The sequence below is a fragment of the Paraburkholderia diazotrophica genome (genome assembly GCF_900108945.1).
Classification (GTDB): domain Bacteria; phylum Pseudomonadota; class Gammaproteobacteria; order Burkholderiales; family Burkholderiaceae; genus Paraburkholderia; species Paraburkholderia diazotrophica.
Window position 1 is genome coordinate 79,124 of record NZ_FNYE01000026.1, and the last position, 24,978, is coordinate 104,101.

Sequence of the window (24,978 nt, forward strand, 5' to 3'; positions counted from 1 at the left end):
CCAATTAATTTGGCTATATGTGACTGTCAAATTCAGGCTGAAAGGCTTCGATCAGCAATCGGACCGAATACGCCAATACATCGTCAGTTTCAGTCACTGTCCGCCGGGATTGTTTTTTTAATGCGTATGATGCACTGCACATCGCTTGGATTTAACTAGTTCTTTCCACGCCGGAAGGTCAAGGGGGAAGAGTCATGGCGTATGCAAGTATGGAAACTCCAATGGTAGGCTGGGTACGAGCGCCTGAGCGCAGCGCGCACTACGCAGCCGCCACTCGCCACATTGCTATTTTGTTGTTTGACGGTTGCTCCCTCCTTGGCGCGGGGATCGTCGCGGAGGTCTTTCACGCAGCTAACGAACTGGCGTCATCCGCCAGCCACGGCTGGACCTACGACGTCAGTTTCCTGTCGGCCTCGGGTGGCAACATCACGTGCTCGTCATCGATTCGCGTCTGGACGGACGGGCTCGATGCGCGGCATTACATGGGATTCGATGCGCTGTTCGTGGCGGGCGGCAAGGGTGCGCGCAGCGCGTCCCGCGACGAACGGCTCATTGCGTGGCTGCGGCGCGTTCATGCGAACACGAGCACCGTGCGTCCGATCGGCGAAGGGCGCGCGCTGCTCGAAGCGGCATGCATCAACGGCGTACAGCAACGCGATTTCGGCAGCTACAGCGTGCGCGAAGAGCGCGACGAGCAAAACGGCAACGAAGCGAACGATCGTCTCGAATCGATGAAGAGCGCGCTGATGCTGATCAAGCGCGATCTCGGCATCGACGTAGCGCGCAACGTGGCCGAACGTCTGATGCCCGATGCGGGCGACAGCCTGATGTCGCTGCTGGGCGACAGCACGGGCCGCAGCCCCGCGGACAAGGTGCGCGCGGCAGCGCGCTGGCTACAGGAGAACTGCCAGCGGTCGATTTCGATCGCGGACGCGGCCCAGGTGGCCGCGATGAGCGAACGCAATTTCCTGCGCCGCTTCAAGATGGAAGTAGGCGTCACTCCGTCCGACTACCTGCTGCACGCACGGCTCGCGATCACCTGCAGCCTGTTGACCGACTCCGAACTGCCCGTCGACAAGATCGCGCGGCGCACGGGAATGGGCAACGGCGATCGCCTCGCGAAGATCTTCCGCAAGCGGATGAAAGTCTCGCCGACGGAATACCGGATGAAGACCCGGCGCGAAGCCGGCATCTGAACGCCGGCCGCGATCTGAGAACGCGTTTCAGGTGGGCATGCCTGGCCATCAATGGCAGACATTAAGGAGTGCGTACATGACAGTCGACCAGAAAAATCCGACGAATGCAGCGGCGCCGGCAAGTGCGTTGCCGGACTGCGCGCACATCGTGCCGGTGATACTGGCGGGCGGATCGGGCACCCGGCTGTGGCCGATGTCGCGTGAACACTTTCCGAAGCAACTGATCGGCGTGGTCGGTTCGGAATCGCTGTTGCAGGACACCGTTCACCGCATGGAGGGTTTTCCTGCAGGCTGGGATGTGTCGAGCGCGCCCATCGTCGTGTGCGGCGAAGAGCATCGCTTCGTGATCGCCGAACAGCTGACGTGCAACGGCTGCACGCCGCGGCTCGTCGTCGAGCCGGCGCGGCGCGATACGGCGCCCGCTCTCACGCTCGCGGCCGCGCTCGCGTGCGCGAACGGCGATGACGCGATTCTCGTCGTGATGCCGTCCGATCATTCGATCGCCGATGTGCCCGCGTTGCAGCGGGCGATCGAGATTGCCGCGCGCCATGCGCAGCGCGGCGCGATTGCGACGCTCGGCGTGCCTCCGCGCGGGCCCGAGACGGGCTTCGGCTATATCCGCGTCGGCAGGAAGCTGGATGGCGAAGCGCGCGAGATCGACGGCTTCGTCGAAAAGCCCGCTGCCGAGCTCGCGCGGCAATACGTTGCGGCAGGCACGTACTGGTGGAACAGCGGCATCTTCGTGATGCGCGCGAGCGTGTGGCTCGCGACGCTGCAATCGCTTCAGCCCGACATGCACGCCGCGTGTTGCGCGGCGTTCGTGCAAGGGCAGTTCGAAGGCACGACCTTCCGTCCCGCCGCGGACGCGTTCACGCGTTCGCCCGCCGATTCGATCGACTACGCAGTGATGGAGCGACTGAACGTGTCGGCGGGCTGGACATCGACGGGCGTCGTCGTTCCGCTCGACGCGGGCTGGTCCGATCTCGGCTCGTGGGACGCCGTGTGGGCCGCACAGCCGAAGGACGAAGCGGGCAACGTGGGACGCGGCCGCGTGATGTTCGAAGGCGCCGTCACGAGCTACGCGCATTCCGAAGGGCGGCTTGTCGCGTGTGTCGGCACGACGAATGTGATCGTCGTCGAAACGGCGGACGCCGTGCTCGTCGCCGATCGCTCGCGCGTGCAGGACGTGAAGGGGCTCGTCGCGCGCATCAAGGCGCAAAAGGCGCCCGAGGCCGACGCGCATCGCAAGGTGCGCCGTCCGTGGGGCTTCTACGATTCGATCGATCACGGCGACCGCTTCCAGGTCAAGCGCATCGTGGTCACGCCAGGGGCCAAGCTGTCGCTGCAGCTGCATCACCATCGCGCGGAGCACTGGATCGTCGTGCGCGGCACGGCGCTCGTCACGCGAGGCGAGGAGCAGTTTTTGCTCAGTGAAAATGAATCGACCTACATCCCGCTCGGCGTGCGGCATCGGCTGGAAAACCCCGGCAAGGTGCCGCTCGAAATCATCGAGGTGCAGTCGGGTTCGTATCTGGGCGAAGACGACATCGTGCGCTTCGACGACACGTATGGGCGCTGCGGTCCGACGCAAGGCCAGAGCCAGTCGCACGGCGAAAGCCACACACAGGACCAGGACGAAAGTCAGGGCACGGGGCATGGCCCGACTACCGCGGCGACCTAGCGCGGCGCCGAAATGCGCAACACCCGGACGACACGCAACGAACGACGAATGGCAGGGTGACTGATATGCGGGATTTACAGGACTTTTTTGCGCGGGTTGCAGACGTGGCGCTGATCCTCCTCGGCGCCGCCGTGGCATCGCAGATCCGCTTCGATGAATTCTCGCAGCGAGGGTTCTACGACGCATTTGTCCTTTTCTCGGGGGCCTTCGCGCTCGCGATGTTCCCTGCGTTCGGAGTCTATGAGTCCTGGCGTGGCCGCTCGAAGCTCGCGCTCGCCGGACAGGTCGCGCTCGCGTGGCTCGTCGTGCAGGGCTGCGCGCTTGCGCTGATGTATTCGTTGCACCGCATCGACATTGTCTCGCGGCTGTGGTTCGCGTACTGGACGGCGATGGCGGGCGGCCTGCTGATCGCGTGGCGGCTGATTGCGCACGCGGTGCTCGCGCGCGCGCGCCGCGCCGGCTGGAACCTGCATCAGGTGGCGATCGTCGGCAGCGGCGGCCACTGTGACCAGATCCTGCGCCGCATCGAATCGCAGCCGGCCACCGGCTTTCGCGCGACGGCCGTGCTGAACACGCATCCCGAAGAGTCGCCGCTGACGAATCCGCGCGTGAACTGCTTCGACTCGCAGCAGGCTTTCGCCGAGTACGTACGCAGCAACGACGTGCACGAGCTATGGCTCGCGCTGTCGCTCACCGACGAGCGCACGATCTTTCGCATCGTCACCGAGTTTCGCAATGATCTCGTGAACATCCGCTTCATGCCGGACGTGCGCAGCCTTGCGCTGTTCGACACCAGCAGCGTGATCGAGCTTCTCGGGGTGCCTGCGATCAACCTCGTCGCGTCGCCGCTGTCGTCGCGCGCGCTCTTCAAGAAGGATCTATTCGACCGGGTGTTCGCCGCTTGCGCGATCATCGGCCTCGCGCCGCTTTTGATCGCGATCGCAATTGCCGTCAAGGTGACGTCGCCCGGTCCCGTTTTTTTCAGGCAGAAACGTAAGGGGGCTGATGGTCGCGTTTTCACAATCTATAAATTCCGTTCGATGCGTGTGCACAAAGAGGAAGCCGGCAAGGTCAGCCAGGCGACCCGCAACGATCCGCGCATCACCCGGATCGGCGCGTTCCTGCGCCGCACGAGTCTCGATGAGCTGCCGCAGTTCTTCAACGTGCTGCGCGGCGACATGTCCGTGGTTGGGCCGCGCCCCCACGCACTCGAACACGACGATCTGTATCAGAAGGTCGTGGCCGGCTATATCCATCGCTACAGGATCAAGCCGGGTATCACAGGTTGGGCTCAAATCAACGGCTTTCGCGGCGAAACCGACCGCATCGAAAAGATGGAGCGGCGCGTCGCGCACGATCTGTATTACCTGGGGCACTGGACCTTCTGGCTCGACATGCGAATCATCGGCGCCACGATCGTCAAGGGCTTCATTCATACCAACGCGTACTGAGATGGGGGCAAGTCAATGAACAAGGATCAAGCTCCCCTGCAAGGAGGAAATGTCATGAACCACAAACGAATAAGCGTGTGCGCGCCGCTGGTGCTGTCGATGTCCGTGATGCTGCTTTCTGCCTGCAGCATCGTGCCCGGACAACGGTTCGAATCACCTCCCACGCTGCCCGAGACGGGCGGCGAGTACAGCAGCGAACCCGAACAGAACGTGCAGATTCCCATCACCGATATCAACCTGAAACTCGTGCGCACGATGAACGGGCAGGCGACGCAAGTGGATCAGCAGATCGCGTCGCTGTTCAGCCCCAAGGCGCCCACCTACAAGCTCGGCCCGGGTGACGTGCTGCAGATCACCGTGTGGGATCACCCTGAGCTGGCGGCCGCGCTCGGCCAGCCATCGCCTTCGAGCAGCAAGAGCGATCCGGGCATCGGCTTTCTCGTCGACGCCGAGGGCAATATCCAGTTCCCGTATGCAGGCACGATCCACGTGGGCGGAAAAGATGCAGCGACGGTGCAGAAAGAGCTGTATCGCAAGCTGAGCGTCGTCTTTCAGAAGCCTGAAGTGACGGTGCGTGTCGCCGCCTTCCGTGCGGCGCAGGTTTATGTCGATGGCGAAGTGCATGCGCCGGGGCCCGCGCAGGTCAACGATATTCCGATGTCGCTGACGGAAGCGATCAACCGCACGGGCGGCTTCACGCCAAATGCCGATCAGAGTCATGTCGAACTCGTGCGTGACGGCCGTACGTATGAAATCAACGTGCCGGGCCTCATCAGGGCGGGTCGCGCTCCGACGCAACTCTATCTGCAGGGCGGCGACCTGCTGCGGGTCGGGTCGCGCGACGAGTACGGCATCTACCTGATGGGCGAAGTCAACAAGCCGGCGACGATCCTGCCGATGCGCGACGGCCGTCTGACGCTTGCCGAAGCGTTGTCGCAGGCGGGCAGTCTCAACCCGAACACGGCTTACGCGAAGCAGACGTTCGTGATCCGCAATTCGATGAGCGACAAGCCCCAGATCTATCACCTGGACGCGACGTCGCCCACTTCGATGGTGCTTGCGAACCAGTTCAATCTTGAGCCGAAGGACGTGGTGTACGTCGACAACAACGGTCTCGTGAAATTCAACCGCGTGCTGTCGCTGCTGTTGCCTGCAATCAATGCTGGCGTGACGGCTGCATTGCTCGCGAAGTAAGGGTGACGAATGCGTCGTGCAATAACGGGGTGCAGCAACGCAATGCTTCCGACAGTGTGGTTACTTGATGGATCACGCAAATGGCTATCAACTTTGACAATCGCTATACGGACGTCAGTTCGGATGAGATGCACCTGACAGATTATCTGCAGGCTATCGTTGCGAACTGGAAGTCGATTCTGTTGATTACGCTGGCCATCACGGCGCTGGGCACCGCCTACGCGTTTCTGGCGACGCCCGTGTATCGCGCGGATGTTCTTTTTCATGTGGTGGACAAGGCCGATAACAACAAGCAGGACGGCCTTCAACCGCTGACGGGCATGTTCGATACGAAGCCGTCGACGGCCGCGGAGATCGAGTTGATGAAGTCGCGGCTCGTGACCGAGGAGACGGTCAAGGCGTTGCACCTCGATATTGCCGCACGCCCCCACACACTGCCGTTCGTCGGCGGGCTGCTTGCCCCGCTGATGAATGGCAAGTGGGGCTTCAGGCTGCCGCCGTCGCTGCAGCTTCCGAGCTACGCGTGGGGCAATGAAAGCATCAAGGTGTCGCGGTTCGACACCGCAAAGGATATGTACGACAAGGACTTCACGCTGATCGCCGGACAGAACGGCGACTTCGTGCTGAACAGTCCTGACGGCGTCGCGATTCTCGAAGGGCATGTCGGCGAAAACGTCGTGCGCGAGACGCCCGTCGGCCCGATCGCACTGCGCGTCGATGCGCTCGTCGGCGCCCCGGGAACGCGCTACGACATGACGCGCGGCTCGACGCTGACGACGGTCGAACGCTTGCAGAAGTCGATGGAGGTCGCCGAGTCGACGCTGCAGTCGGGCGTGATTCGCGCGAGCCTCGAAGGCAGCGATCCGAAGCTCACGGCCGACATCATGAACAACATGGCGCGCGAGTTCATCCGCCAGGACATCGAGAGCCGCTCGTCGGAAGCCGAGCATATGCTCGCGTTCCTCGATCAGCAATTGCCGCAGTTGCGCAAGGAACTCGACGCCGCCGAGCAACGCTACAACACATTCCGCAACCAGCACGGCACCGTCGATCTGAGCGAAGAAAGCCGGTTGCTGCTGCAACAGATCGTCGACAACAAGACCAAGCTCGTCGATCTGCAGACGCAGCGCGCGGAGATGTCGCAGCGCTTCACGGCGAATCACCCGGCCGTGGCGGCGCTCGACGCGCAGATCAGATCGCTGCAAGGCAATCTCGCGACGATGGGCAAGAGCGTGCAGTCGCTGCCCGATACCGAGCAGACGGCGCTGCGCCTGTTGCGCGACGTGCATGTGGATACCGAGCTGTACACGAACCTGCTGAATAGCGCGCAGCAACTGCGCATCGCGAAGGCGGGCCAGGTGGGCGACGTGCGCATCGTCGATTTCGCTGAAGCAGCCGACGACCCTGTGCGTCCGAAGCGCCTGATCGTGATTTTGATCAGCTTCGGCGCGGGCCTCTTTATCGGCATCGTGTTCGCGTTCGTGCGCAAGACGCTGTATGGCGGCGTCGAACGTCCGGACGAACTCGAAGCCGCGCTGGGCGTGCCCGTGTTTGCCGTCGTGCCGCGCAGCGAGCAGCAGATACGCCTGCAGCAGGACGTGATGATGCGCCGGCGCGGCCTGCACGTGCTCGCCGAACAGGCGCCGCAGGATATCGCCGTCGAGGGCGTGCGCAACTTGCGCACCTCGCTGCAGCTGACCGTCGAAGACAGCCAGAGCAACGTCGTCATGCTGACGGGCTCGCGTCCCGATGCGGGCAAGTCGTTCCTGTCGGTGAACCTGTCGGCGCTCGTCGCGTCCGTGAACAAGCGCACGCTGGTGATCGACGGCGACATGCGGCGCGGAGACGTGCACTCGCACTTCGGCCTGCAGCATCAGCCGGGCCTGTCCGACGTGCTGCGCGGCGGCGATCTGCAATCGTCGATCCAGCGCGAAGTGCTGCCGGGTCTCGATGTGCTGACCAAGGGCTCATTGCCCTCGCATCCGTCCGAACTGCTGATGAGCAAGCGGTTCGAAACGATGCTCGAGGAACTCAAGAAGCAGTACGACCTGATCATCATCGATACGCCACCCGTACTCGCCGTCACCGACTCGACCGTGATCGGCAAGCACGTGGGGACGACATTGCTCGTGATTCGTCACGGACGCCATCCGGTAGGCGAGCTCGCGGAGACCGCGAAACGTCTGCGTAATGGCGGCGTGAATTTGCAGGGGGTCTTGTTGACCGACGTACCGCAGGCGGGCGCATTCATTGGCTCCGGCTATCGCGGCGGCTACTACGGTTACGAGAGTATCGCAGGCTAAACGCTGTTCCTGTGCGTCGGATCGCGTCGTGGTCCGACGTCATTCATCAGGAGAACGTAATGACTCACAAGGTTGCCTTGATTACGGGCATCACCGGCCAGGACGGCTCATACCTGGCAGAGCTGTTGATAGACAAGGGTTACGAAGTCCATGGAATCAAGCGCCGCTCATCGTTGTTCAACACGGACCGCATCGACCACCTCTACCGGGACGTACATGACCCGGACCAACGCCTGCAACTGCATCATGGCGACCTGACTGATTCGACGAGTCTCTTGCGCATCATCCAGCGCGTCGAACCGGATGAAGTCTATAACCTCGCGGCGCAAAGCCATGTCGCCGTATCGTTCGAGGAACCCGAATACACGGCCAACGCCGATGGTCTCGGCACGCTGCGTCTGCTCGAAGCGATCCGCATCTGCGGCTTCGAGAAGAAGACGCGCTTCTATCAGGCTTCGACGTCGGAGCTCTACGGCCTCGTGCAGGAAGTGCCACAGCGCGAGACGACGCCTTTCTATCCGCGCAGCCCCTACGCTGTCGCGAAGCTGTTCGCGTACTGGACGACCGTCAACTATCGCGAAGCGTACGGCATCTATGCATGCAACGGCATTCTGTTCAATCACGAGTCGCCCGTGCGCGGCGAAACGTTCGTCACGCGCAAGATCACGCGGGCGATCGCGCGCATCGCGGTCGGCCTGCAGGACGAGCTTTATCTCGGCAATCTGTCCGCACTGCGCGATTGGGGACACGCTCGCGACTACGTCGAAATGCAATGGATGATGTTGCAACAGGAAGCCCCCGAAGACTTCGTGATCGCGACGGGCGTGCAGTACAGCGTGCGCGAATTCGTGCAGCACGCGGCGGCCGAACTGGGGATCACCGTGCGCTTCGAAGGCAACGGCGTGCATGAAGTGGGCATCGTCGAGCATGTCGAGCGCCGTCATCGCAGCGATATGCGCGTGCAGCCAGGCGACGTGATCGTGCGCGTCGATCCGCGCTACTTCCGCCCGACGGAAGTGGAGACGCTGCTCGGCGATCCGTCGAAGGCGCATCAGAAGCTCGGCTGGCAGCCGGTGACGCCGTTCGAGTCGCTCGTCAAGGAAATGGTGGTATCGGACTATCAGATCGCGCGGCGCGATGCGCTCGTCACACTGGCCGGCTTCAAGGCGCTGGAACATCACGAGTGACGGCCATGGACAAGAACGCACGCATCTATGTCGCAGGACATCGCGGGATGGTCGGTTCGGCGCTCGTGCGCAAGCTCCAGGCGAGTGGCTATTGCAATCTCGTCACGCGCACGCATGCCGAGCTCGATCTGACCGATCAGGCAGCCGTGAACCGCTTCTTCGCGAGCGAACAGATCGACGTCGTGCTGCTCGCGGCGGCGCGCGTCGGCGGCATTCTCGCGAACGCGACACAGCCGGGCGAGTTTCTCTACGAGAACCTCGTGATCGAAACCAACGTGATTCACGCGGCCTATCGCGCGAATGTCGACCGGCTCGTGTTCTTTGGCTCGTCGTGCATCTATCCGAAGATGTGCCCGCAGCCGATTCGCGAAGCGTATCTGCTGACCTCCGAACTGGAGCCGACCAACGACGCGTACGCGATCGCGAAGATCGCGGGTCTCAAGCTCTGCGACGCGTACAACCGCGAGTACGGCACGCGCTACGTCGCGCTGATGCCGACCAACCTGTACGGGCCGAACGACAACTACGACCTGAAGAACAGCCATGTGCTGCCCGCGCTGATCCGCAAGGCGCACGAGGCGCGCCTGCACGGCGATTCGACGTTGACTGTGTGGGGCAGCGGCACGCCGCGGCGCGAGTTCCTGCACGTCGACGATCTCGCGGCGGCGACGCTCTTCGTGCTCGAGCACGATGTGAACACGGGTGTCTTCAACGTCGGTGTCGGAGAAGACCTGAGCATCCGCGAGCTGGCCGAGACGATCTGCGAAGTGGTCGGTTTCGAAGGCGAGTTGCAGTTCGACGCGAGCAAGCCGGATGGCACGCCGCGCAAGCTGCTCGACGTTTCGCGGCTGGCGGAAATGGGCTGGCGCGCGAGCATCGGCCTTGTCGAAGGAATCGGCAATACGTATAGGGAGTTTGTTGCACAGTACGAGGAGAAGCACGAGGAGAAATTCGCCACGCCTTCGTTTGAGATGGCTGCGCGCGCCTGAAGTACCGTTCCTGGTGACGGACGTTGCCTGGGACCGGGATTAAGGCGACGTCCGTTCTTTTTTCCAGGGCAGTCGACAGTTTCGACCGAATGAGGACTGTAAGAAATGGATGCGTCAGTCACGATTTTTCATAACGTCGTGTGGTCACGGCATAAGGGCGCCGTGTTCTCCGCATTGCATAGCATTTCGGCCGCGGGTGCGATCCGCTATTCGATGGTGCAGATCGCGGACACGGAGCACGATCGGCTGGGTTTTTCTGACGTCGATTATTCATTTCACCGTTATCCGATGCACAAGCTTTTCGACGGCTGCTACGAGGATGTCCCGACGATGCGCCTCACCGCGCGCCTCGTATGGGAAGTGCTGAAGGCCAGATCAGATCTGATCGTATTGCCCGGCTATCACCGGCCCGAGTATTGGGCGATGCTCGCCGCGTGCATCGTCAGCGGCAAGCGGCGCGCCGTGTTCTGCGACTCGACGGCGCGCGATCGTCCGAAGCGCCTCTTGACGTCGATTCCAAAGCGCGTGTTCTTCTCGCTGTGCGACGGCTACTTCGGCTTCGGCGAACGCAGCCGCGACTATCTGATGTCGCTCGGCGCGAAGGCCGACAAGATTTTCATTCCATGCCAGGCGGCCGCGCTGCCCGTCACGTTCTCGCCCGAACGTGCGCTTGCCGAGCGTTTGCGCTATCGCGCGGGCAATCCGCACGTGTTCCTGTTCGTCGGGCGTCTGTCCGAAGAGAAAGGCATCACGACGCTGATCGACGCATTCGCGGGAATCGCGAAGCGCCTGCCCGATCCGCAATTGCGGATAGTCGGCACAGGGCCGCTCGAAGGCGGGTTGCGCAAGAAGGTCAGCGAGCTGGGCATGGACGATGCGATTACGTTCGTTGGCAGCCTGCAGGACGAGCCGCTGTCGCGCGAGTACTACGGCGCGACGTGTCTCGTGCTGCCGAGCCGAAGCGAACCCTGGGGGCTCGTCGTCAACGAGGCGCTCGCGCATGGATGTCCCACTGTCGTCAGCGAGAGCTGCGGCTGTGTGCCGGAGCTCGTGCACGACGGTGTGAGCGGCTATCCATTCACCGCGGGCGATGCGGCGGGCCTGCAGCGCACGCTTCTAAAAGCGACGGAAGCATTCGCGGACGCCGAAGCGACGGCGCGCGGCTGCATGGACGTGATACGGCGTTTCGATCCGCCGTCCGCCGCGGCCAACATCGCGCGCGGTTGCGCGCTGATGCTGAGCGATTGAGATCGATTGATTGCGCGCCCACCACGGCTTGACCACGCCGTGGCCGCGCAAGGTAGTGGCTGGAAGGCGTAGCGCCGTCCGCTGCCGCATGACGGGCATTCGACGTGGATGTCAAATATGAAGATCTTGATCTATGGCCTCAATTACGCGCCCGAGCTTTCGGGAACGGGGAAATACACAGCCGAAATGGCACAGATGCTGGCGGAATGCAGCCACGAGGTGCGCGTAGTCTGCGCACCGCCGTACTACCCCGAATGGAAAGTCGCAGCAGGCTATTCGATGTGGCGCTACGCGCGCGACGTCATGCGTGGCGTGCGGATCTGGCGAGCGCCGCTATGGGTGCCCGCGCGGCCAAGCGGCTTGAAGCGGATGGTGCATCTGGCGTCGTTCGCGCTGTCGTCGCTGCCTCTGCTCGCACGACAGATCGCATGGCGCCCCGACGCCGTGATACTGATCGCGCCGACGATGCTGTGCGCGCCCGGCGCGCTCGCGCTCGCGCGCGTCACGCGTGCGAAGGCGTGGCTGCACATCCAGGACTACGAAGTGGACGCGGCCTTCGATCTCGGCCTGCTGAAAAGCGGGCGCGCGGCGCGCTTCGCCTACTGGGTCGAGCGCGTGATTCTGAAGCGCTTCGACGTCGTGTCGTCGATCTCTAGCCAGATGGTCGAGCGCGCGGTCGGCAAAGGCGTCGAGACGGAGAAGACCGAGTTCCTGCCCAACTGGGTGGATACGCGCGCGATCTTTCCGCTCGAGCGCGCGAGCGAATATCGCGAGACGCTCGGCATTCCGGCTCGCCATACGGTGGTGCTCTACTCGGGCAACATGGGCGCGAAGCAGGGCATCGAGACGCTTGCTGCGGCGGCCGCCGCGCTCGACGCGCGCGACGACATCAGCTTCGTGTTCTGCGGCAGCGGCGCGGCGCGGGCGGATCTCGTCAAGCGCTGCGAAGGCTTGCGCAACTGCCGCTTCCTGCCGCTGCAGCCGGCGTCGTCGCTCAACGAGTTGTTGAACGTCGCCGACATTCACGTGTTGCCTCAGCGCAGCGATGCCGCCGATCTCGTGATGCCGTCGAAGCTGACGGGCATGCTCGCGAGCGGCCGCGCCGTGATCGCGATGGCGCGCCCTGGCACGGCACTGTACGAAGCCGTCGCGGACAACGGCGTGATCGTGCCGCCAGAGGATACGGGCGCGCTCGTCGAGGCGATTGCGGCGCTCGCCGGCGATGGCGCGCAGCGTGCAGCGCTCGGCGCAGCGGGGCGGCGTTACGCCGAGACGATGCTCTCGCCGATTTCGACGCTGTTGACGCTCGATACGCGTCTCGCACTGCTCACGGGGGAGGGCACGCCCACGACGGCGGGTCCGCCTGCCGAGGCTCCATCCGTCGCGGCACCCGCAGCGAACGGGGGCGTTATGCCGGCGCCTGTCGACGAGTCGAAAGTAGGTGAAGTGCAGCAGTGAAGCGCAGCAGTGAAGCGCCGCGCCGGCTTTGATTGCGCCGCGCCTTCGACGGACGCGTTCGAGCGCCTCAAACGCCTGAAATGAAGAGGCCGCATTCGAACGTCACGAAAGCAGTTCGAATGCGGCCTCTTCGTTTTTCCATGTCACGTGGAGTCGATTGACACCGATGCAGCGAACACGCTCACCAAGGCGACCGGTAGATTTCGCGTCCCCCTTTGTTGATGTAGGGGTTGCCGTAGACGGCATTGGCGGCAACGCCCGCATCGCCGGGACCCGTCGCACCGCCGCCGCGCTGTCCCGCCGCTCCAGCCGGGCCCGCGACGCCGCCAACGGCTCCGCTCACTGCCGCGCCGCCAACGGCACCGTTCACTGCCGCACCGCCGTTCACCGCCGCGCCGCCGCGCGCGGGCCGCTTGATGGCGACGGCAGGCGCAGCGCCTTTGCCGCCTGCCGCGCCTCCATTGCCGCCGTTACCGCCCGCCGCGGCAGGGCCACCCGCGCCCTGCGTATTGGGCTTCGCGACGCGCATGCGTTCGCTGTTCAGCAGCGACTCGCGTTCCGAATCGGGTGTCGCGCCGTCCATTCCATAGCCGCCGAGCGATGCATTCGGACCGCCGAGCAGACGCTGCGCGTCCTCTTGCGTGCGCTGCGCGGCCGTCTTCTTTGGAGGCGCGCCGTTCGCATTGTTTTTGGCTGCAGCGGCGGCCTTCGCTCCATTGCCGGGTGCAGCGTTGTTGTTCTGCGCATGCGCGCACGGCATCAGCGCAACGCTCGACAGCAGCGCCGATGCGAGCGCGATCGACTGCAGCCACGCACGCGAACGATTCGCACTGCGCAGCGGATATTCAAGCGGCAAGCGTTGTCGCGAATGAAGATGAGCAGCCATCGTCGTCTTCCTCCCGTGCAAACGTCGAAGTTTGCTTCCATGGTGAACCGGACGCTCTGCATGGATCCGCCAAAACTACGCCTGGCGCGGCCAGCCATCATCCATGCCGCTGCACGGACAAGATAATCGATGACGAAAGGGCGCGCGACAGACGGCCTGATGACGGGACACGAGACGACGCTCCATCACGGGAGAAGAGTATGAACAATACGATCGGCTCCACGATCGGCCAGGATGCGCAGAAGGAAGGCTTGCATGAAACGCGCGCATCGGAGCCGGCCGCCGCGACGCAGCCGACGGGCCGCGTGATCGACCTGAGCCTCGCGGGCAAGGGTAATTACGTCGCGTCGCGCGGTTTTCTCACCGAGCTCATCTGGTTCTTCGTCGAAGCCTGCGTGATCAACAACAAGCTGCTGCCCGTATCGTCGGTGCGCGTTGCGCTGCTGCGGCTCTTCGGCGCGAAGATCGGTACGAACTGCCGCTTCGTGCATCCCGTGCGCGTAAAAGCGCCATGGAATCTCACGGTCGGCGACAACTGCTGGTTCGGCGTCGATGTGTGGATCTACAACCAGGCACCCATTCGTATCGGCTCGAACGTCTGCATTTCGCAGGGCACGTTTCTGAGCGCAGGCTCGCATGAGATGCGAACGAACATGGATTTGCGCGTCGCGCCGATCGTCATCGAAGACGGCGCGTGGATCTCGTCGAAGTGCGTCGTGCAGATGGGTGTGACGATCGGGCGATCGGCCGTGGTGACGCCGCTGTCGGTCGTGCACCGTTCGCTCGACGCGGAAGGCGTATACGGGGGCAATCCTTGCCGCTTCATTCGCAAGCGTTTCGACGGGGATGTGGGCGGGGCCACATAACGCGCATCGTATGCATGCTCTGTCTGCCGGAAGCGCGATGTTGGCGGATGAACGGCGTAGCGCAGAGCCATCATCCTACGTAGGCATGCGCGGCTGGGGGAAATCACTACCTGCCGCGACGCGCCGCGATGGCGCAAACCTGCAACGCGTTGCTGCACGACGAGCCAGGCTCACAGGCTCGGCGAGGGGCCAGAACGGACGGAGTCGCACACGGCCGTAGAAGGTACGAACAGAACACAAGGCTGGGAGCAGGGGATGTTTATCGATACCCGCAGTGTCGAAGAGGGCGTCGCTGTGTCGACGACGGTATGCATCATCGGGGCAGGCGTCGCGGGTATCACGCTCGCGATGGAACTGGATCGCGCGGGCATCGAATGCTGCCTGCTCGAAAGCGGCGGCTACAAGGCAGACGACGACACACGCGATCTCTATCGCGGCGACAACGTCGGCATCCCATACACATTCGCCGACGGCTGCAGGAGCCGCTATCTCGGCGGCAGCAGCAATTGCTGGGGCGGCTGGTGCCGGCCGCTCGATCCCTGGGACTTCGACAAAAAGGACTGGGTTGCGAACAGCGGCTGGCCATTCGGCCTCGACGAACTCACGCCGTACTATCAGCGCACGCACACGCTGCTCAAGCTCGGCCCGGACAATTTCGACCCGGCATGGTGGGAGCAGCAGATCAACCGGCACGACGTGCGCCGCTATCCGCTGGTGTCGGGCAACGTGCGCGACACCGTCTCGCAGTTCAGCCCGCCAGTGCGTTTCGGCAAGGTGTATCGCGAAGTGCTGCGTCGCTCGGAGCGCGTGCGCGTGTTCCTGTACGCGAACGTGGTGAACATCGACACCGACAGCGAAGCGAAGGAAGTCACGGGCGTCGATATCGCGACGCTCTCGGGCAAGCGCGTCCGCATGAACGCGAAGCTCTTCGTGCTCGCGACGGGCGGCATCGAAAACGCGCGCCTTCTGCTCGCGTCGAACAAGGTGCAGGCAGCGGGCCTCGGCAATGGAAACGATCTGGTCGGCCGCTTCTTCATGGACCATCCGCGCCTGATGGCGGGCACCGTGAAGTTCTCGAAGCATTGGGCGCGCAACAAGCTTTACGACATCAAGTACCACTATCAGAACCCTGCCGTCGCGGCGCACGGACAGCAAATCTCGTCGCAGTTCGCGCTGACGCAGGACGTGATTATTCGCGAGAAGCTGCTCAACTCGCGCGTGTGGTTCTTCTCGCGTTTCTTCGGCGAAGGCAGTGCGGGATCGGAGGCGCTGATCCGCTGCCGCGAGGCGCTGCATCGCAAGGAGCAGCCGGGCCGGCGCGCGCGCGACGACTACATGACGATGGCCATGCATCCCATCGATACGATCGGCTTCGGGCTGACGCGTCTGTTGCAGTTGCGCGCGCTGATATCCGACGTGAAGCTGCAGGCGATCGTCGAAGCAGAGCCGAATCGCGACAGCCGCGTGACGCTATCCGATCGCAAGGACCGGCTCGGGCTGCCGCGCGTGAAAGTGGACTGGCGGCTGACGGAGCTCGTGCAGCGCACGTTCGACCGCACGTTCCAGCTGCTCGCCGACGAGCTGAAGATGACGGGCGTCGGAGAGGTCGAACTCGACGAGCCGCTGACGGGACGCACGTCGTGGCCCGCGAAGCTCGAAGGCACCTGGCATCACATGGGGACGACGCGGATGCACGATTCGCCGCGCGAGGGCGTCGTCGATCGCGACTGCAAGATGCACGGCGTGAGCAATCTGTATATCGCGGGCAGTTCGGTGTTTCCGACTGTCGGGGCGAACTTCCCGACGATCACAATCTCGGCGCTCGCGCTGCGGCTCAGCACGCATCTCGTGCAACGGCTCGGCAAGCCCGACACGGCGACCGTGGTGCCGATCGGCGAGGCCGCCAACGCGCGATTCGGCAACGTGCCGAATCCCGAAGTGAGCACGCTGCCGATTGCGGCGCAGTCGCTGGTTCGGGCTGGGGGGAATGAGGCGGTGTAAGGGGCGGCGGCATGCGCTCGCTTTAAGGCGGGCGCTCGACGAGCGAATACGGATATGGATATGAACGCAAAAATCCCGCGACAGGTGTCGCGGGATTTTTTATCTGGGCGCAGCCTCTTGCGATGCGTGGCGCGGGTTCAACTGACCGAATGCTCCCTCTGCGCCGCCGCCTTCGAAGCCATACCCGCACCTGCCCCCGGCGCATTCTGCTGCGCATCGGCCTCGCGTGACGCCATCGCCGTCGGCACCGCCTGAGGCTGCAGCAGTGCCGTCAACGCATCGACCATGCTCGCGATCCCAAAGCGCGCGTCGAACGTTCTGCGCGCCTGCTCGCGCATCTTCGCCTTGTCGAAGGGGTCGAGCGAGTGCCAGTTCAGCAGGTTGCGTTGCGTGCCGCTGATGGTATCGCTCGATACCAACCCCGCGTGGTCGCTTTCCACCTCGCGCCACACGCCGACCTTGTCGGACAGCAGTACAGGCAGGCCGCACGCCAGCGCCTCGGCAACGGCGACGCCGAAGTTCTCCTGATGCGACGGCAGCGCGAACACATCGCTCGCATAGAACGCGCCCCACTTCATATCGCCTTGCAGCATGCCGGGCCATGTGACGCGTTCCTCGATGCTGCATGCGCGCGCCAGTGCCTGCAACGGACGCTGCCAGCCCGTCGCATCGGGACCGGCGATCACGAGATGCGCGTCCGGGTCGCGCTGCGCATGATCGGCAAATGCGTGGATCAGCAGATCGCAGCCTTTCTTCTCGTGTATGCGTCCGAGAAACAGCACGATCCGCTTGCCGCGCAATTGCGGATATGCGCTCAGGAAGGCTTCGCGCAACGCTCGCGCATGTGGTGGCGGCGCGTTGGTGCCGAACGGCACGACGCGCTCGTTCGCGCGATACAGCCAGAACGACTGGCGCGCGAGCAGCCGCTCTTCCTCCGTCGTGAAGATCACGGCGGCCGCGTCGCGCAGCACGCGATATTCGGCCCACGGCCAGTACGCCCATTTCTTCAGGTGCTTGAGCGGATAGGTGCGCTTGAACCACGGATCGAGCATGCCGTGCGTGTACACGTAGTAAGGCACATTGGACCCGTGCAGCGCGCGCCATGCGCCGAAGCCGTGGTACTGCCACAGGCCATGCACGATCACCGCATCGAAGCGCTGCGCTTCGCGGCCCAGCCACGGCACGTAGCTGGGCGTGAAGCCGTAGTAATTGCGACCGGGGCCCAGCGCATGCACGGGCAGCGGGAAGTCGCGCACATAGGGCGCATCGGTGGCATCAAGCGATGCCACTTCGATCTCGTGACCCAGCGACGCCATCGCGACGCCGCTCTGTCGGACGCCCTCAGTCGGCCCGCCTGCACGCGGATCGACTGTCGAAAGCAGATGGAGGATTTTCATTGGCAAGTCATGCGGCGTAGTGCGAATGGAAATGGCGTGACGCAATCGAACCGGGTGTCCGGCGAGGGGCCTTCATGCGGATGCAGGCACGCCGCGCTGACGCAGGCCGCCCGCGCGGCTGGCATCGAACGGCTCGGTGTCGCTCGTGTCCTGAAGCGCGTCGTGCTGCGCGGCGGATGCAAACGGCGCGGGCCGCGTCGGCTGTTGCGTTGGCCCGGGCGTCGGACGTCTTGCGCCGACCGGCGTCCTCGACGCCTGCGGCGGCACGACGGGCTCGACGCGCGAGCGCGCTTTCGCGTCCAGCTCACGATGCAGCCGGCAATAGGTGGCGACCGTCAGGCCGAGCGCGATGCCGAATACGAGGCCGGAGAAACGCGGGCCGAGCGGATTGCCGCCGATCGACGTCGCGGGCAGCGCGGCCAGTTGCAGGATCGCGCGGCCGAACACGGGCAAAAGCGGCGCGCCGGGCGAGCGCGCGCGCCATCGCCGGTAGGCGAGCGAGCAATGCCAGAGCACGAAGACCACCGCGACGGGCAGCGCGATGCCGAACAGAATTCCGCCCGCGAACAGCTGGTAGATCCAGAAGTTGTGGCCCGCCGCCCACTCGTGGATCGCGTAGAAATCCTTCTTCGTGATCTGCCCCGCGAGATCGGGCAGATACTGCGGCGAATAGCGATAGTAGTGGCCATAGCCTTCGCCGAGCAGCAGTGTCTGCGTCGACGACGTGACCTGGTCGAACTGGTCCTTGATTTCGGCAAGACGCGTGATCGTCGTCGGGTCCTTGCCGGTTTCGGTGTTGGCGGCGGCGTCGAAGCGCTGCGTCCAGTGCTTGCTGACGGACGGAAAGCTCCATACGGCGGCAGCGGCCATCGAGCCGATCACGACGCTCACGATGAACACGCGCACGGCCGAGTTCAGCAGATGACGCGCCGATGGCGCGCTCATCCACGCCGCCAGCAGAAACAGCATCACCGTGCCCACCAGCAGGCTGCGCGTCACGCTCAGCAGCTCGATGAGTACGGTGGCGAGAAACGTCGCCAGCATGAACGGCGAGAAGCGCCGCGCGAGCACAAACTCGTGCAGCAGCACGCCTTGCAAGGCGAGCAGCGTCACGGAGACGATGCGATAGCGCACGTCGGCGATTGCACCGAGCCCGCCGCTCGTCGCGATGCCGAAGATCAATGTGAAGATCAGCGCGACCAGGTTGGCCCAGAACAGCGCCTTTTCCATCTGGCCGATGCGGTCTTCGTGCCATGGATGGCAAGCCATTTCATAGCCGAGCAGAAACAGCAGGAAGGGCAGGATGACGCGCATATAGTTGCCGAAATCGTTGCCCTGCACGAATTGCGAGATCAGGCTGCACGGCACGCTCAACACGAGACAGAACGTGACGAAGCTGCGCAACGGGGATGAATGCTTGAAGCGCGGTGCGATGAACATCAGCGCGACGGCGGCCGCGAGGACGGGGAGGACGAGCAGCACCTGGGCAGCGTGACCCGAATCCGCGTCGGGAGCCTTGTAGTCGAGCGCAAGCGGAAAGATGCACATCCAGATCCACAACGTAGCGTACTTGTTGCGCATCGACGATTCTCCCTCTCCCTGTGGGGTGTGCGGTGCGTTCATCGTGGCAGGGCGACGCGCGCCACTGTTCAGTCTGAATATAAATGGCCGGCTTCCGCTCAAGTCCGCGCGAGGCGTATTTCGCCTGGGTTCTGGCGGGGTCGACCGATGCGGCCCGACGCCGTTCATCAGACGGTTTCGTACCTCTAATGACGCTGTCCGAGAACGACGGCAACTTGGCGCACATGTGCACGCAGTAGCAAGCAACATGACTGGCATACTGTGCCAGAAGTGCCCGCTGAACGCGGCCATGCATGGGCCAAAACAGGCAGGCGAATCTCCCGCACGGCGGCTCGCAAACAACGAAACGATCAACGCAGCAAACGACGTCGAAGGGGAACAGCATGAAGCTATTCGGCAGCGCGGAATCGATGGTGCGGGGCAGATCCGTCGAACTCGACTTCGTGCGCGGTATCGCGATCCTCGCCGTGATGGGCTTTCACTTTCACACCGTCAACACGGGCAGCACGCTGATCTCGATCATCGAGTATCCGCTGAAGAATTTCGGCCGCGAGGGTGTGAACCTGTTCTTCACGCTGAGCGGGTTCCTCGTCGGCGGACTGTTGCTGCGGCAATACGCGGAGACGGGACACGTCGACGCACGCCGCTTCATCGTGCGCCGGATGTTCAAGATCTGGCCCGCGTATTACGTGCTGATCCTCTTTCACGCCATCGTCGGACGTCACCCGCTGGATTCGTTCCTGTGGCAGAACCTGACCCATCTGCAGAACTACTTCGGCACGTCCATTTCGCAGACGTGGAGCCTCGCCGTCGAAGAGCACTTCTATCTTTTCCTGCCCGCAGTGTTGCTGCTGTTCGCGCGCTGGCAGATGCGCGCCCGCTCGATCATCGGCGTGCTCGGCGGCATCTGCGTGATCGTGCTGATCGCGCGTTGCATCGAAGTGGCGAGAGGGGGCGTGGACCCCGCGTTTTTCTATACGCAGTACCGGATCGATAGTCTGCTCTATGGCGTGATCCTCGCCGCCATCTACTGGATGAAGCCGGACGTGTATCAGCGTCTTGCGAAAAAGACGGGGCTGCTGCTCGCTGTCGTCGCCGTGCTCGTCGCATGGCTCGCATTCGCGACGAAGCACATTCCGCTCGACGAGAGCATCGGCTACACGATTCAGGCGCTCGGCTTTTGCGCATTCATCGTGCTGATGCTCGAGCACTCGGCCAAGGTGCGCACGTCGTTCGCGTATCGCGCGATCGCGTGGCTCGGCGTCTACTCATACGGTATCTATCTGTGGCACTCGCTCGCGCTCGCGCCCGGCGACATGGTGATCCACAAGGCGACGGCGCTCGGCTTGCCACCCATCGTCGTGTGGGCGCTCGCGCTGTCCGCGCAGGCGGCCGTCGCCATCATTGCGGGCTACGCGATGACGCGCGCCGTCGAGTATCCGTTCCTGCGACTGCGCAATGCGCTGTTTCCGGCCAGGCGGAATGCGTCGGTGCGCGAAGAGATGCCTGTCGGCGGGCAACTTTCCTGATGCGCGGATGCTATGGATGCCTGCGCAGCGATAATTGCCCGTGACGCATGCACATCAACGACACCACGCGAGCGCGCCGCGTGACTTCGGCGCGAATGTCGCCGTTGCTCAAGAGAAGCGGGGCTCAGGCGCGCGTCGCGACCGCTTCGGTGATCGCCTGACGCAACGTTTCCTTGAATTGCCCGAGCGTGTTGCGCGCGAGCAGATGATCGAGCGGCCGCCGATGCGGTTCTCCGCTGCGCCACTTCGCGGCAACGTCATCGAGCGCGTGCTTGATCGATTGCGCGGACAGATCGTCGAGGCACGGCCCCAGTTGCCCGCCGCGGCAGAACCAGCCGATCAGCCCCTCGCTCGTCGCGACGACGGGCTTGTCGAAACGGTACGCCTGAACCAGCACGCCGCTCATCCCGTAGTGGCCCTTGTAGCCGAGCCATACGGCGTCGCAGGCGGAGAACAGGTCGCGTTCCGTCTCGTTCGAAATGAAGCGGTCGAGGATCACGGGCGCCGGCTTGAGGATCGGAATGAACGCGCGCATGAAGCCGCGAATGTCCGGGTCCTGTTCGCCCGCGAGCAGCAAGGTCGGCGCGTCCGTCATGCCCGCGAGCGCCTCCGCGAGCTCGCAGACACCCTTGCGCTCGCTGATCGAGCCGTAGACGAGCAGATAGCGGCCGTCGGGATCGAGCCCGAGACGCTCGCGCGCAACGAGCGGGTCTTCGGCTTTCGCATCGGGAAACGGATCGGCGACATACTCGACCTTCGCGCCATGTTTCGGCTTCGCGCGGCCGACCCATTCGGCCAGCGTCGGATCGATCGACAGCAGCGTGCGCAGCCCTTTCGTATGCACGGCGCGGCGAAACAGCAGCGATTTCAGCGTATTGACGAGCGGCCGCCCCGGCGTGCGCACGCCGACCTTGCGATGGTGGAACGTCGCGCGCATCGTGATGGCGATCCACGGCGTCCTGCCGAACGGCGTACCGAGCAGCGGCAGCGCGTGAAAGAAGTAGTCGACGTAAGGCACGACGACGAGGCGCACGCGCTCGACACGTTTGACGGAGTCGTATGCGAGCTTGAAGTAGGCATGAAAGCGCGCGTAGCTGACGCGCTTCAGGCCGCGGCCCTGACGCTGGCTTTCCGCATCGACGAATGCGATCTGCAAATCCTCGCGGTTCGCGGCCATGATCTCGCGCGCGAGCCGATGATCCTCGTTCGAGTTCTCCGTTACGACGAGGCACGGGTAACCCGCTTCGAGACAGGTCTGCGTGATCCATTCGACGTAGCGCCAGCGATGCCCCGTGAAATTGGGCTCGATGATGACGACGTAGCCGAGCCTGGCGGCGTCGGCGATGGGCGCTTCGACGGGCACGAGGTGAGTTGCGCGTTCCATGGTGATCCTGACGAGCACTGTTGGGTCCACCTTAGCATTCCGCTTTCGGTGCGAACCGACAATTTCGCCATATCTTTGGCGCGAACGGACAGCCTGCGCCGCACGTTGCCGATTCTGCCTGGCAGATGGCGTTCGCGTGCGGGTATGGCGAGTTACCTTGAGGAATGTGTTTGCGCCGGCGGGCCGCGCCTTGTCCGCGCGTGGCGCGAGACATGACGCAGCGCTTTAACACCGTGCTTTCTCACGACGATGCACTGCATTGACGGAACAAGGAGAAGAAGATTGCGGACGATGAGGCTACCGGCGTTTTCGTTCAAGGCAAGTCTGGGTTCGAGCGCGGCGACGTGGGTGTTGCTGCAACAGGTGTTGATGCGCGGGCTCGTGGCCGTCAAGTTTCTCGCGATCGGCCGCATTCTCGGGCCGGAGGCGATCGGCAGCGTGAGTGTCGCGCTGCTGGCCGTTGCCATTGCGGAGGCGCTGTCCGATACGGGCCTGTCGCAGGCCGTGATACAGGGGCAGGCCGCGCCGACACGCGATGAACTCGGCGCAGTCTGGACCACGCTTGCATCGCGCGGCGTGCTGATCGGCGCGGCGCTCGTCGCGCTTGCGCCGATCATGAACAGCCAGTTTCATCTGGGCGGCGCGCTGCTGCTGTTGCAGCTTGCGGCACTGCTGCCGCTGCTGCGCGGCGTCGCGTCGCCGGCGTATTACGTCGTGCAGCGCGACCGGCGCTTCCAGCATGTCGCGCTCGTCGAGATATCGGCCGCATTCGTCGATTGCTGCTTCGGGCTGGCGCTCGCGCTGGCGGGCGCGGGCGCGTATTCGGTGCTGCTCGGCATGATCGTCGGCGAATCGCTGAAGACGGCGCTTACGTGGATCACGATGAATCCGCGTCCGCCCATTCGTCTGCGCTGGTCGGGCATCGGCCATTACATCGGATTCAGCCGCTGGATCTGGGCGGGCAGCGTCGTCAATCTCGTGCTGAACCAGTTCGACAAGGTGGTGGTCGGCAAACTGTTGGGGCCGGCGCAACTGGGCGCGTATCAGATGTCGTCGCGGCTCGCACAGATGCTGCTCGCCGATGCCGCGATCGCGATGTCGCAGTATCTGTTTCCTACGTTCGCGGCGCGCCATCGCGCCGATCCCAAGGTCGCCGCGCGGCTTTTCAGGCGCTATATTGGTTTGATCGCACTGGGGCTCGTCGTTGTCGTGATCGTGCTGAGGCTCGCGGCGCACCTGCTCTTTTCGCTCATTCTCGGACCGGCATGGCTGCCCGCCGTGCCGCTCTTCAAGATCTTTGTGATCAACATGGCGATCGGCGCGCTGATCGCGGTGCTGGTCTCGTATCTGCGCGCGGTCGGCGACGCGAAGGCGACCACGCAGGCGTCGGTGATCCAGGTCATCGTGCTGCTCGCCTGCGTGCCGCCAGCGACGCACTACTGGGGCGTCACGGGCATTGCATGGGCCATGACGCTCGGACTGAGTTGCGCGGCGATGTGGATGGCGTATCGGACGGCAAGGGTGCTTTGATGCGGATTCTTCATCTCGTGCTTGAGCCGCGTCTGTCGGGCGCGGAGGTGCTTGCGAAGGATCTCGCGATCCATCAGCAGCGCGAGGGGAGCGTGGTCGGGGTGACCTCGCTGTTGCCCGAGCACGCGGATTTCGCGCTGCTCACGCGCGAGCTGGAGAGTCACGGCGTCGAGTGTGTGTTTCCTTGCAGGCGTTCGACACTGCCGGGCAAGCTCGTTTTCCTGGCCCGCATGCTGCGGCATTTCAGGCCCGATGTCGTGTTCGCTCACGCGACGATTCCCGCTTTCTATGCACGCGCGCTGCCGACCAAAGTGCCCGTGATCTACGTAATGCATTCGGCCGTCAACGATTTCGAGCGGACGCTCTTTCGCTACGTCGAACGGATATTGTCGTCGCGGGCGAGGGCGGTGATCGGGGTATCGCCGGCCAATCTGCATGACTATACGAAGAGTGTTCGCGCGCATCCGTCGCTGACGCTGATTCCGAACGGCGTCGACACGACGCGCTTCGCATTCGACGATCGTCCGCGCGATGGCGATGCGCCGCTGCAGATCGTGCAGATCGGGCGATACACGTCCGTGAAGAACCAGTTGCAGACGGTGCACGCGTTTCACGAGGTCGCGGCGCAGGTGAAGGATGTGCGGCTGCAACTGTATGGCGTCGTCGAGGACCCGGCTTATCTCGCGGCGGTTCAGGATCTGGTGAAGAAGCTCGCGCTCGAAGCGCGCGTGAGCGTGGAGGGGCCGCACCCGGACGTGTGCGGTGTGCTTCGGGCGTCGAATGTGTTCGCGATGCCGTCGCGTTCCGAGGGGCACAGCATCGCGTTTCTGGAGGCGCTGGCTTCGGGGATTCCCGTCGTCGCCAGCACGATCATGCCCTTCCAGTTCGCAAAGGCGCTGCCGTGCGTGCAACTGGTCGATACCGACGATACGGCCGCTTATGCCGCCGCGCTCCTCGGCGCGCTCGCGCAGCCTCGGGCGCAGCGGACACTCGTCGGGCTGACGCTGAAGGATACGGCCGAGCGGTATCTCGATGTCGCAAGGAAGGTTGCGGCGCGGGTTTGAGCGCCATTGCGCGGTGATGACTGTGCGGCGACG

18 protein-coding genes are annotated in these 24,978 nt (G+C 63.8%); 14 read left to right on the forward strand and 4 right to left on the reverse strand.

Going from position 1 to position 24,978, the window contains the following annotated elements; genetic code table 11:
* Positions 1-194: 194 nt before the first annotated feature.
* From BMW76_RS27045 to BMW76_RS27085, 9 genes are all read left to right on the forward strand, one after another.
* A complete protein-coding gene (locus BMW76_RS27045; RefSeq protein WP_090870803.1) occupies positions 195-1,196 on the forward strand; it encodes a GlxA family transcriptional regulator in 1,002 nt (333 codons plus the stop codon).
* A gap of 76 nt (positions 1,197-1,272) precedes the next feature.
* Positions 1,273-2,877, forward strand: a complete 1,605-nt coding sequence (locus BMW76_RS27050) for a mannose-1-phosphate guanylyltransferase/mannose-6-phosphate isomerase (protein ID WP_090870805.1) — start codon at positions 1,273-1,275, stop codon at positions 2,875-2,877.
* Between the two features lie 65 nt (positions 2,878-2,942).
* Positions 2,943-4,328 carry an undecaprenyl-phosphate glucose phosphotransferase gene (locus tag BMW76_RS27055; RefSeq protein ID WP_090870807.1) on the forward strand — a complete coding sequence of 462 codons (1,386 nt, stop codon included), beginning with the start codon at positions 2,943-2,945 and terminating at the stop codon, positions 4,326-4,328.
* A 54-nt stretch (positions 4,329-4,382) separates the two neighbouring features.
* A complete protein-coding gene (locus BMW76_RS27060; RefSeq protein ID WP_090870809.1) occupies positions 4,383-5,522 on the forward strand; it encodes a polysaccharide biosynthesis/export family protein in 1,140 nt (379 codons plus the stop codon).
* 80 nt (positions 5,523-5,602) lie between these two features.
* Entirely contained in the window at positions 5,603-7,825 is a 2,223-nt protein-coding gene (locus BMW76_RS27065; protein ID WP_090870810.1) for a polysaccharide biosynthesis tyrosine autokinase, read from the forward strand.
* Positions 7,826-7,884: 59 nt separating this feature from the next.
* The gene (gmd, locus tag BMW76_RS27070; protein WP_090870812.1) at positions 7,885-9,012 is read left to right on the forward strand and encodes a GDP-mannose 4,6-dehydratase; all 1,128 of its coding nucleotides are present in this window, start codon (positions 7,885-7,887) and stop codon (positions 9,010-9,012) included.
* Between the two features lie 5 nt (positions 9,013-9,017).
* Complete coding sequence (locus BMW76_RS27075; RefSeq protein WP_090870814.1) at positions 9,018-10,001, forward strand: GDP-L-fucose synthase family protein; 984 nt, start codon at positions 9,018-9,020, stop codon at positions 9,999-10,001.
* 105 nt (positions 10,002-10,106) lie between these two features.
* Entirely contained in the window at positions 10,107-11,249 is a 1,143-nt protein-coding gene (locus BMW76_RS27080) for a glycosyltransferase family 4 protein (protein ID WP_090870816.1), read from the forward strand.
* A gap of 117 nt (positions 11,250-11,366) precedes the next feature.
* On the forward strand, positions 11,367-12,707 hold the full coding sequence (locus BMW76_RS27085; protein ID WP_090870818.1) for a glycosyltransferase WbuB: 1,341 nt from the start codon (positions 11,367-11,369) through the stop codon (positions 12,705-12,707).
* A 181-nt stretch (positions 12,708-12,888) separates the two neighbouring features.
* Here the strand turns inward: BMW76_RS27085 and BMW76_RS27090 are convergent, their stop codons facing one another.
* Complete coding sequence (locus tag BMW76_RS27090; protein WP_090870820.1) at positions 12,889-13,593, reverse strand: hypothetical protein; 705 nt, start codon at positions 13,591-13,593, stop codon at positions 12,889-12,891.
* A 200-nt stretch (positions 13,594-13,793) separates the two neighbouring features.
* On the opposite strand from BMW76_RS27090, the gene BMW76_RS27095 reads away from it, so the two are divergent.
* Both BMW76_RS27095 and BMW76_RS27100 read left to right on the forward strand, forming a co-directional pair.
* Entirely contained in the window at positions 13,794-14,459 is a 666-nt protein-coding gene (locus tag BMW76_RS27095) for a DapH/DapD/GlmU-related protein (RefSeq protein ID WP_090870822.1), read from the forward strand.
* Positions 14,460-14,714: 255 nt separating this feature from the next.
* Positions 14,715-16,460, forward strand: a complete 1,746-nt coding sequence (locus BMW76_RS27100) for an FAD-dependent oxidoreductase (protein ID WP_090870824.1) — start codon at positions 14,715-14,717, stop codon at positions 16,458-16,460.
* 137 nt (positions 16,461-16,597) lie between these two features.
* Here the strand turns inward: BMW76_RS27100 and BMW76_RS27105 are convergent, their stop codons facing one another.
* Positions 16,598-17,857: a glycosyltransferase gene (locus BMW76_RS27105; RefSeq protein ID WP_090870826.1), complete on the reverse strand. Its 1,260-nt coding sequence runs from the start codon at positions 17,855-17,857 to the stop codon at positions 16,598-16,600.
* Positions 17,858-17,929: 72 nt separating this feature from the next.
* Positions 17,930-19,438, reverse strand: a complete 1,509-nt coding sequence (locus tag BMW76_RS27110) for a hypothetical protein (protein WP_090870828.1) — start codon at positions 19,436-19,438, stop codon at positions 17,930-17,932.
* Between the two features lie 383 nt (positions 19,439-19,821).
* Between BMW76_RS27110 and BMW76_RS27115 the strand changes: the two genes are divergently transcribed.
* The gene (locus tag BMW76_RS27115; protein ID WP_090870881.1) at positions 19,822-20,967 is read left to right on the forward strand and encodes an acyltransferase family protein; all 1,146 of its coding nucleotides are present in this window, start codon (positions 19,822-19,824) and stop codon (positions 20,965-20,967) included.
* A 124-nt stretch (positions 20,968-21,091) separates the two neighbouring features.
* Here BMW76_RS27115 and BMW76_RS27120 read toward each other — a convergent pair whose 3' ends face one another.
* Positions 21,092-22,351, reverse strand: coding sequence for a glycosyltransferase family protein (locus BMW76_RS27120; protein WP_090870830.1), 1,260 nt, complete (start codon positions 22,349-22,351; stop codon positions 21,092-21,094).
* Between the two features lie 282 nt (positions 22,352-22,633).
* Here BMW76_RS27120 and BMW76_RS27125 point away from each other — a divergent pair, with 282 nt between their 5' ends.
* Positions 22,634-23,881 (forward strand): oligosaccharide flippase family protein, encoded by a 1,248-nt coding sequence (locus tag BMW76_RS27125; RefSeq protein ID WP_090870832.1) that lies wholly within the window; start codon positions 22,634-22,636, stop codon positions 23,879-23,881.
* Positions 23,881-24,945 (forward strand): glycosyltransferase, encoded by a 1,065-nt coding sequence (locus BMW76_RS27130; protein ID WP_090870884.1) that lies wholly within the window; start codon positions 23,881-23,883, stop codon positions 24,943-24,945. Before BMW76_RS27125 ends, BMW76_RS27130 begins: the two co-directional genes overlap by 1 nt.
* The last annotated feature ends 33 nt before the right edge of the window (positions 24,946-24,978 follow it).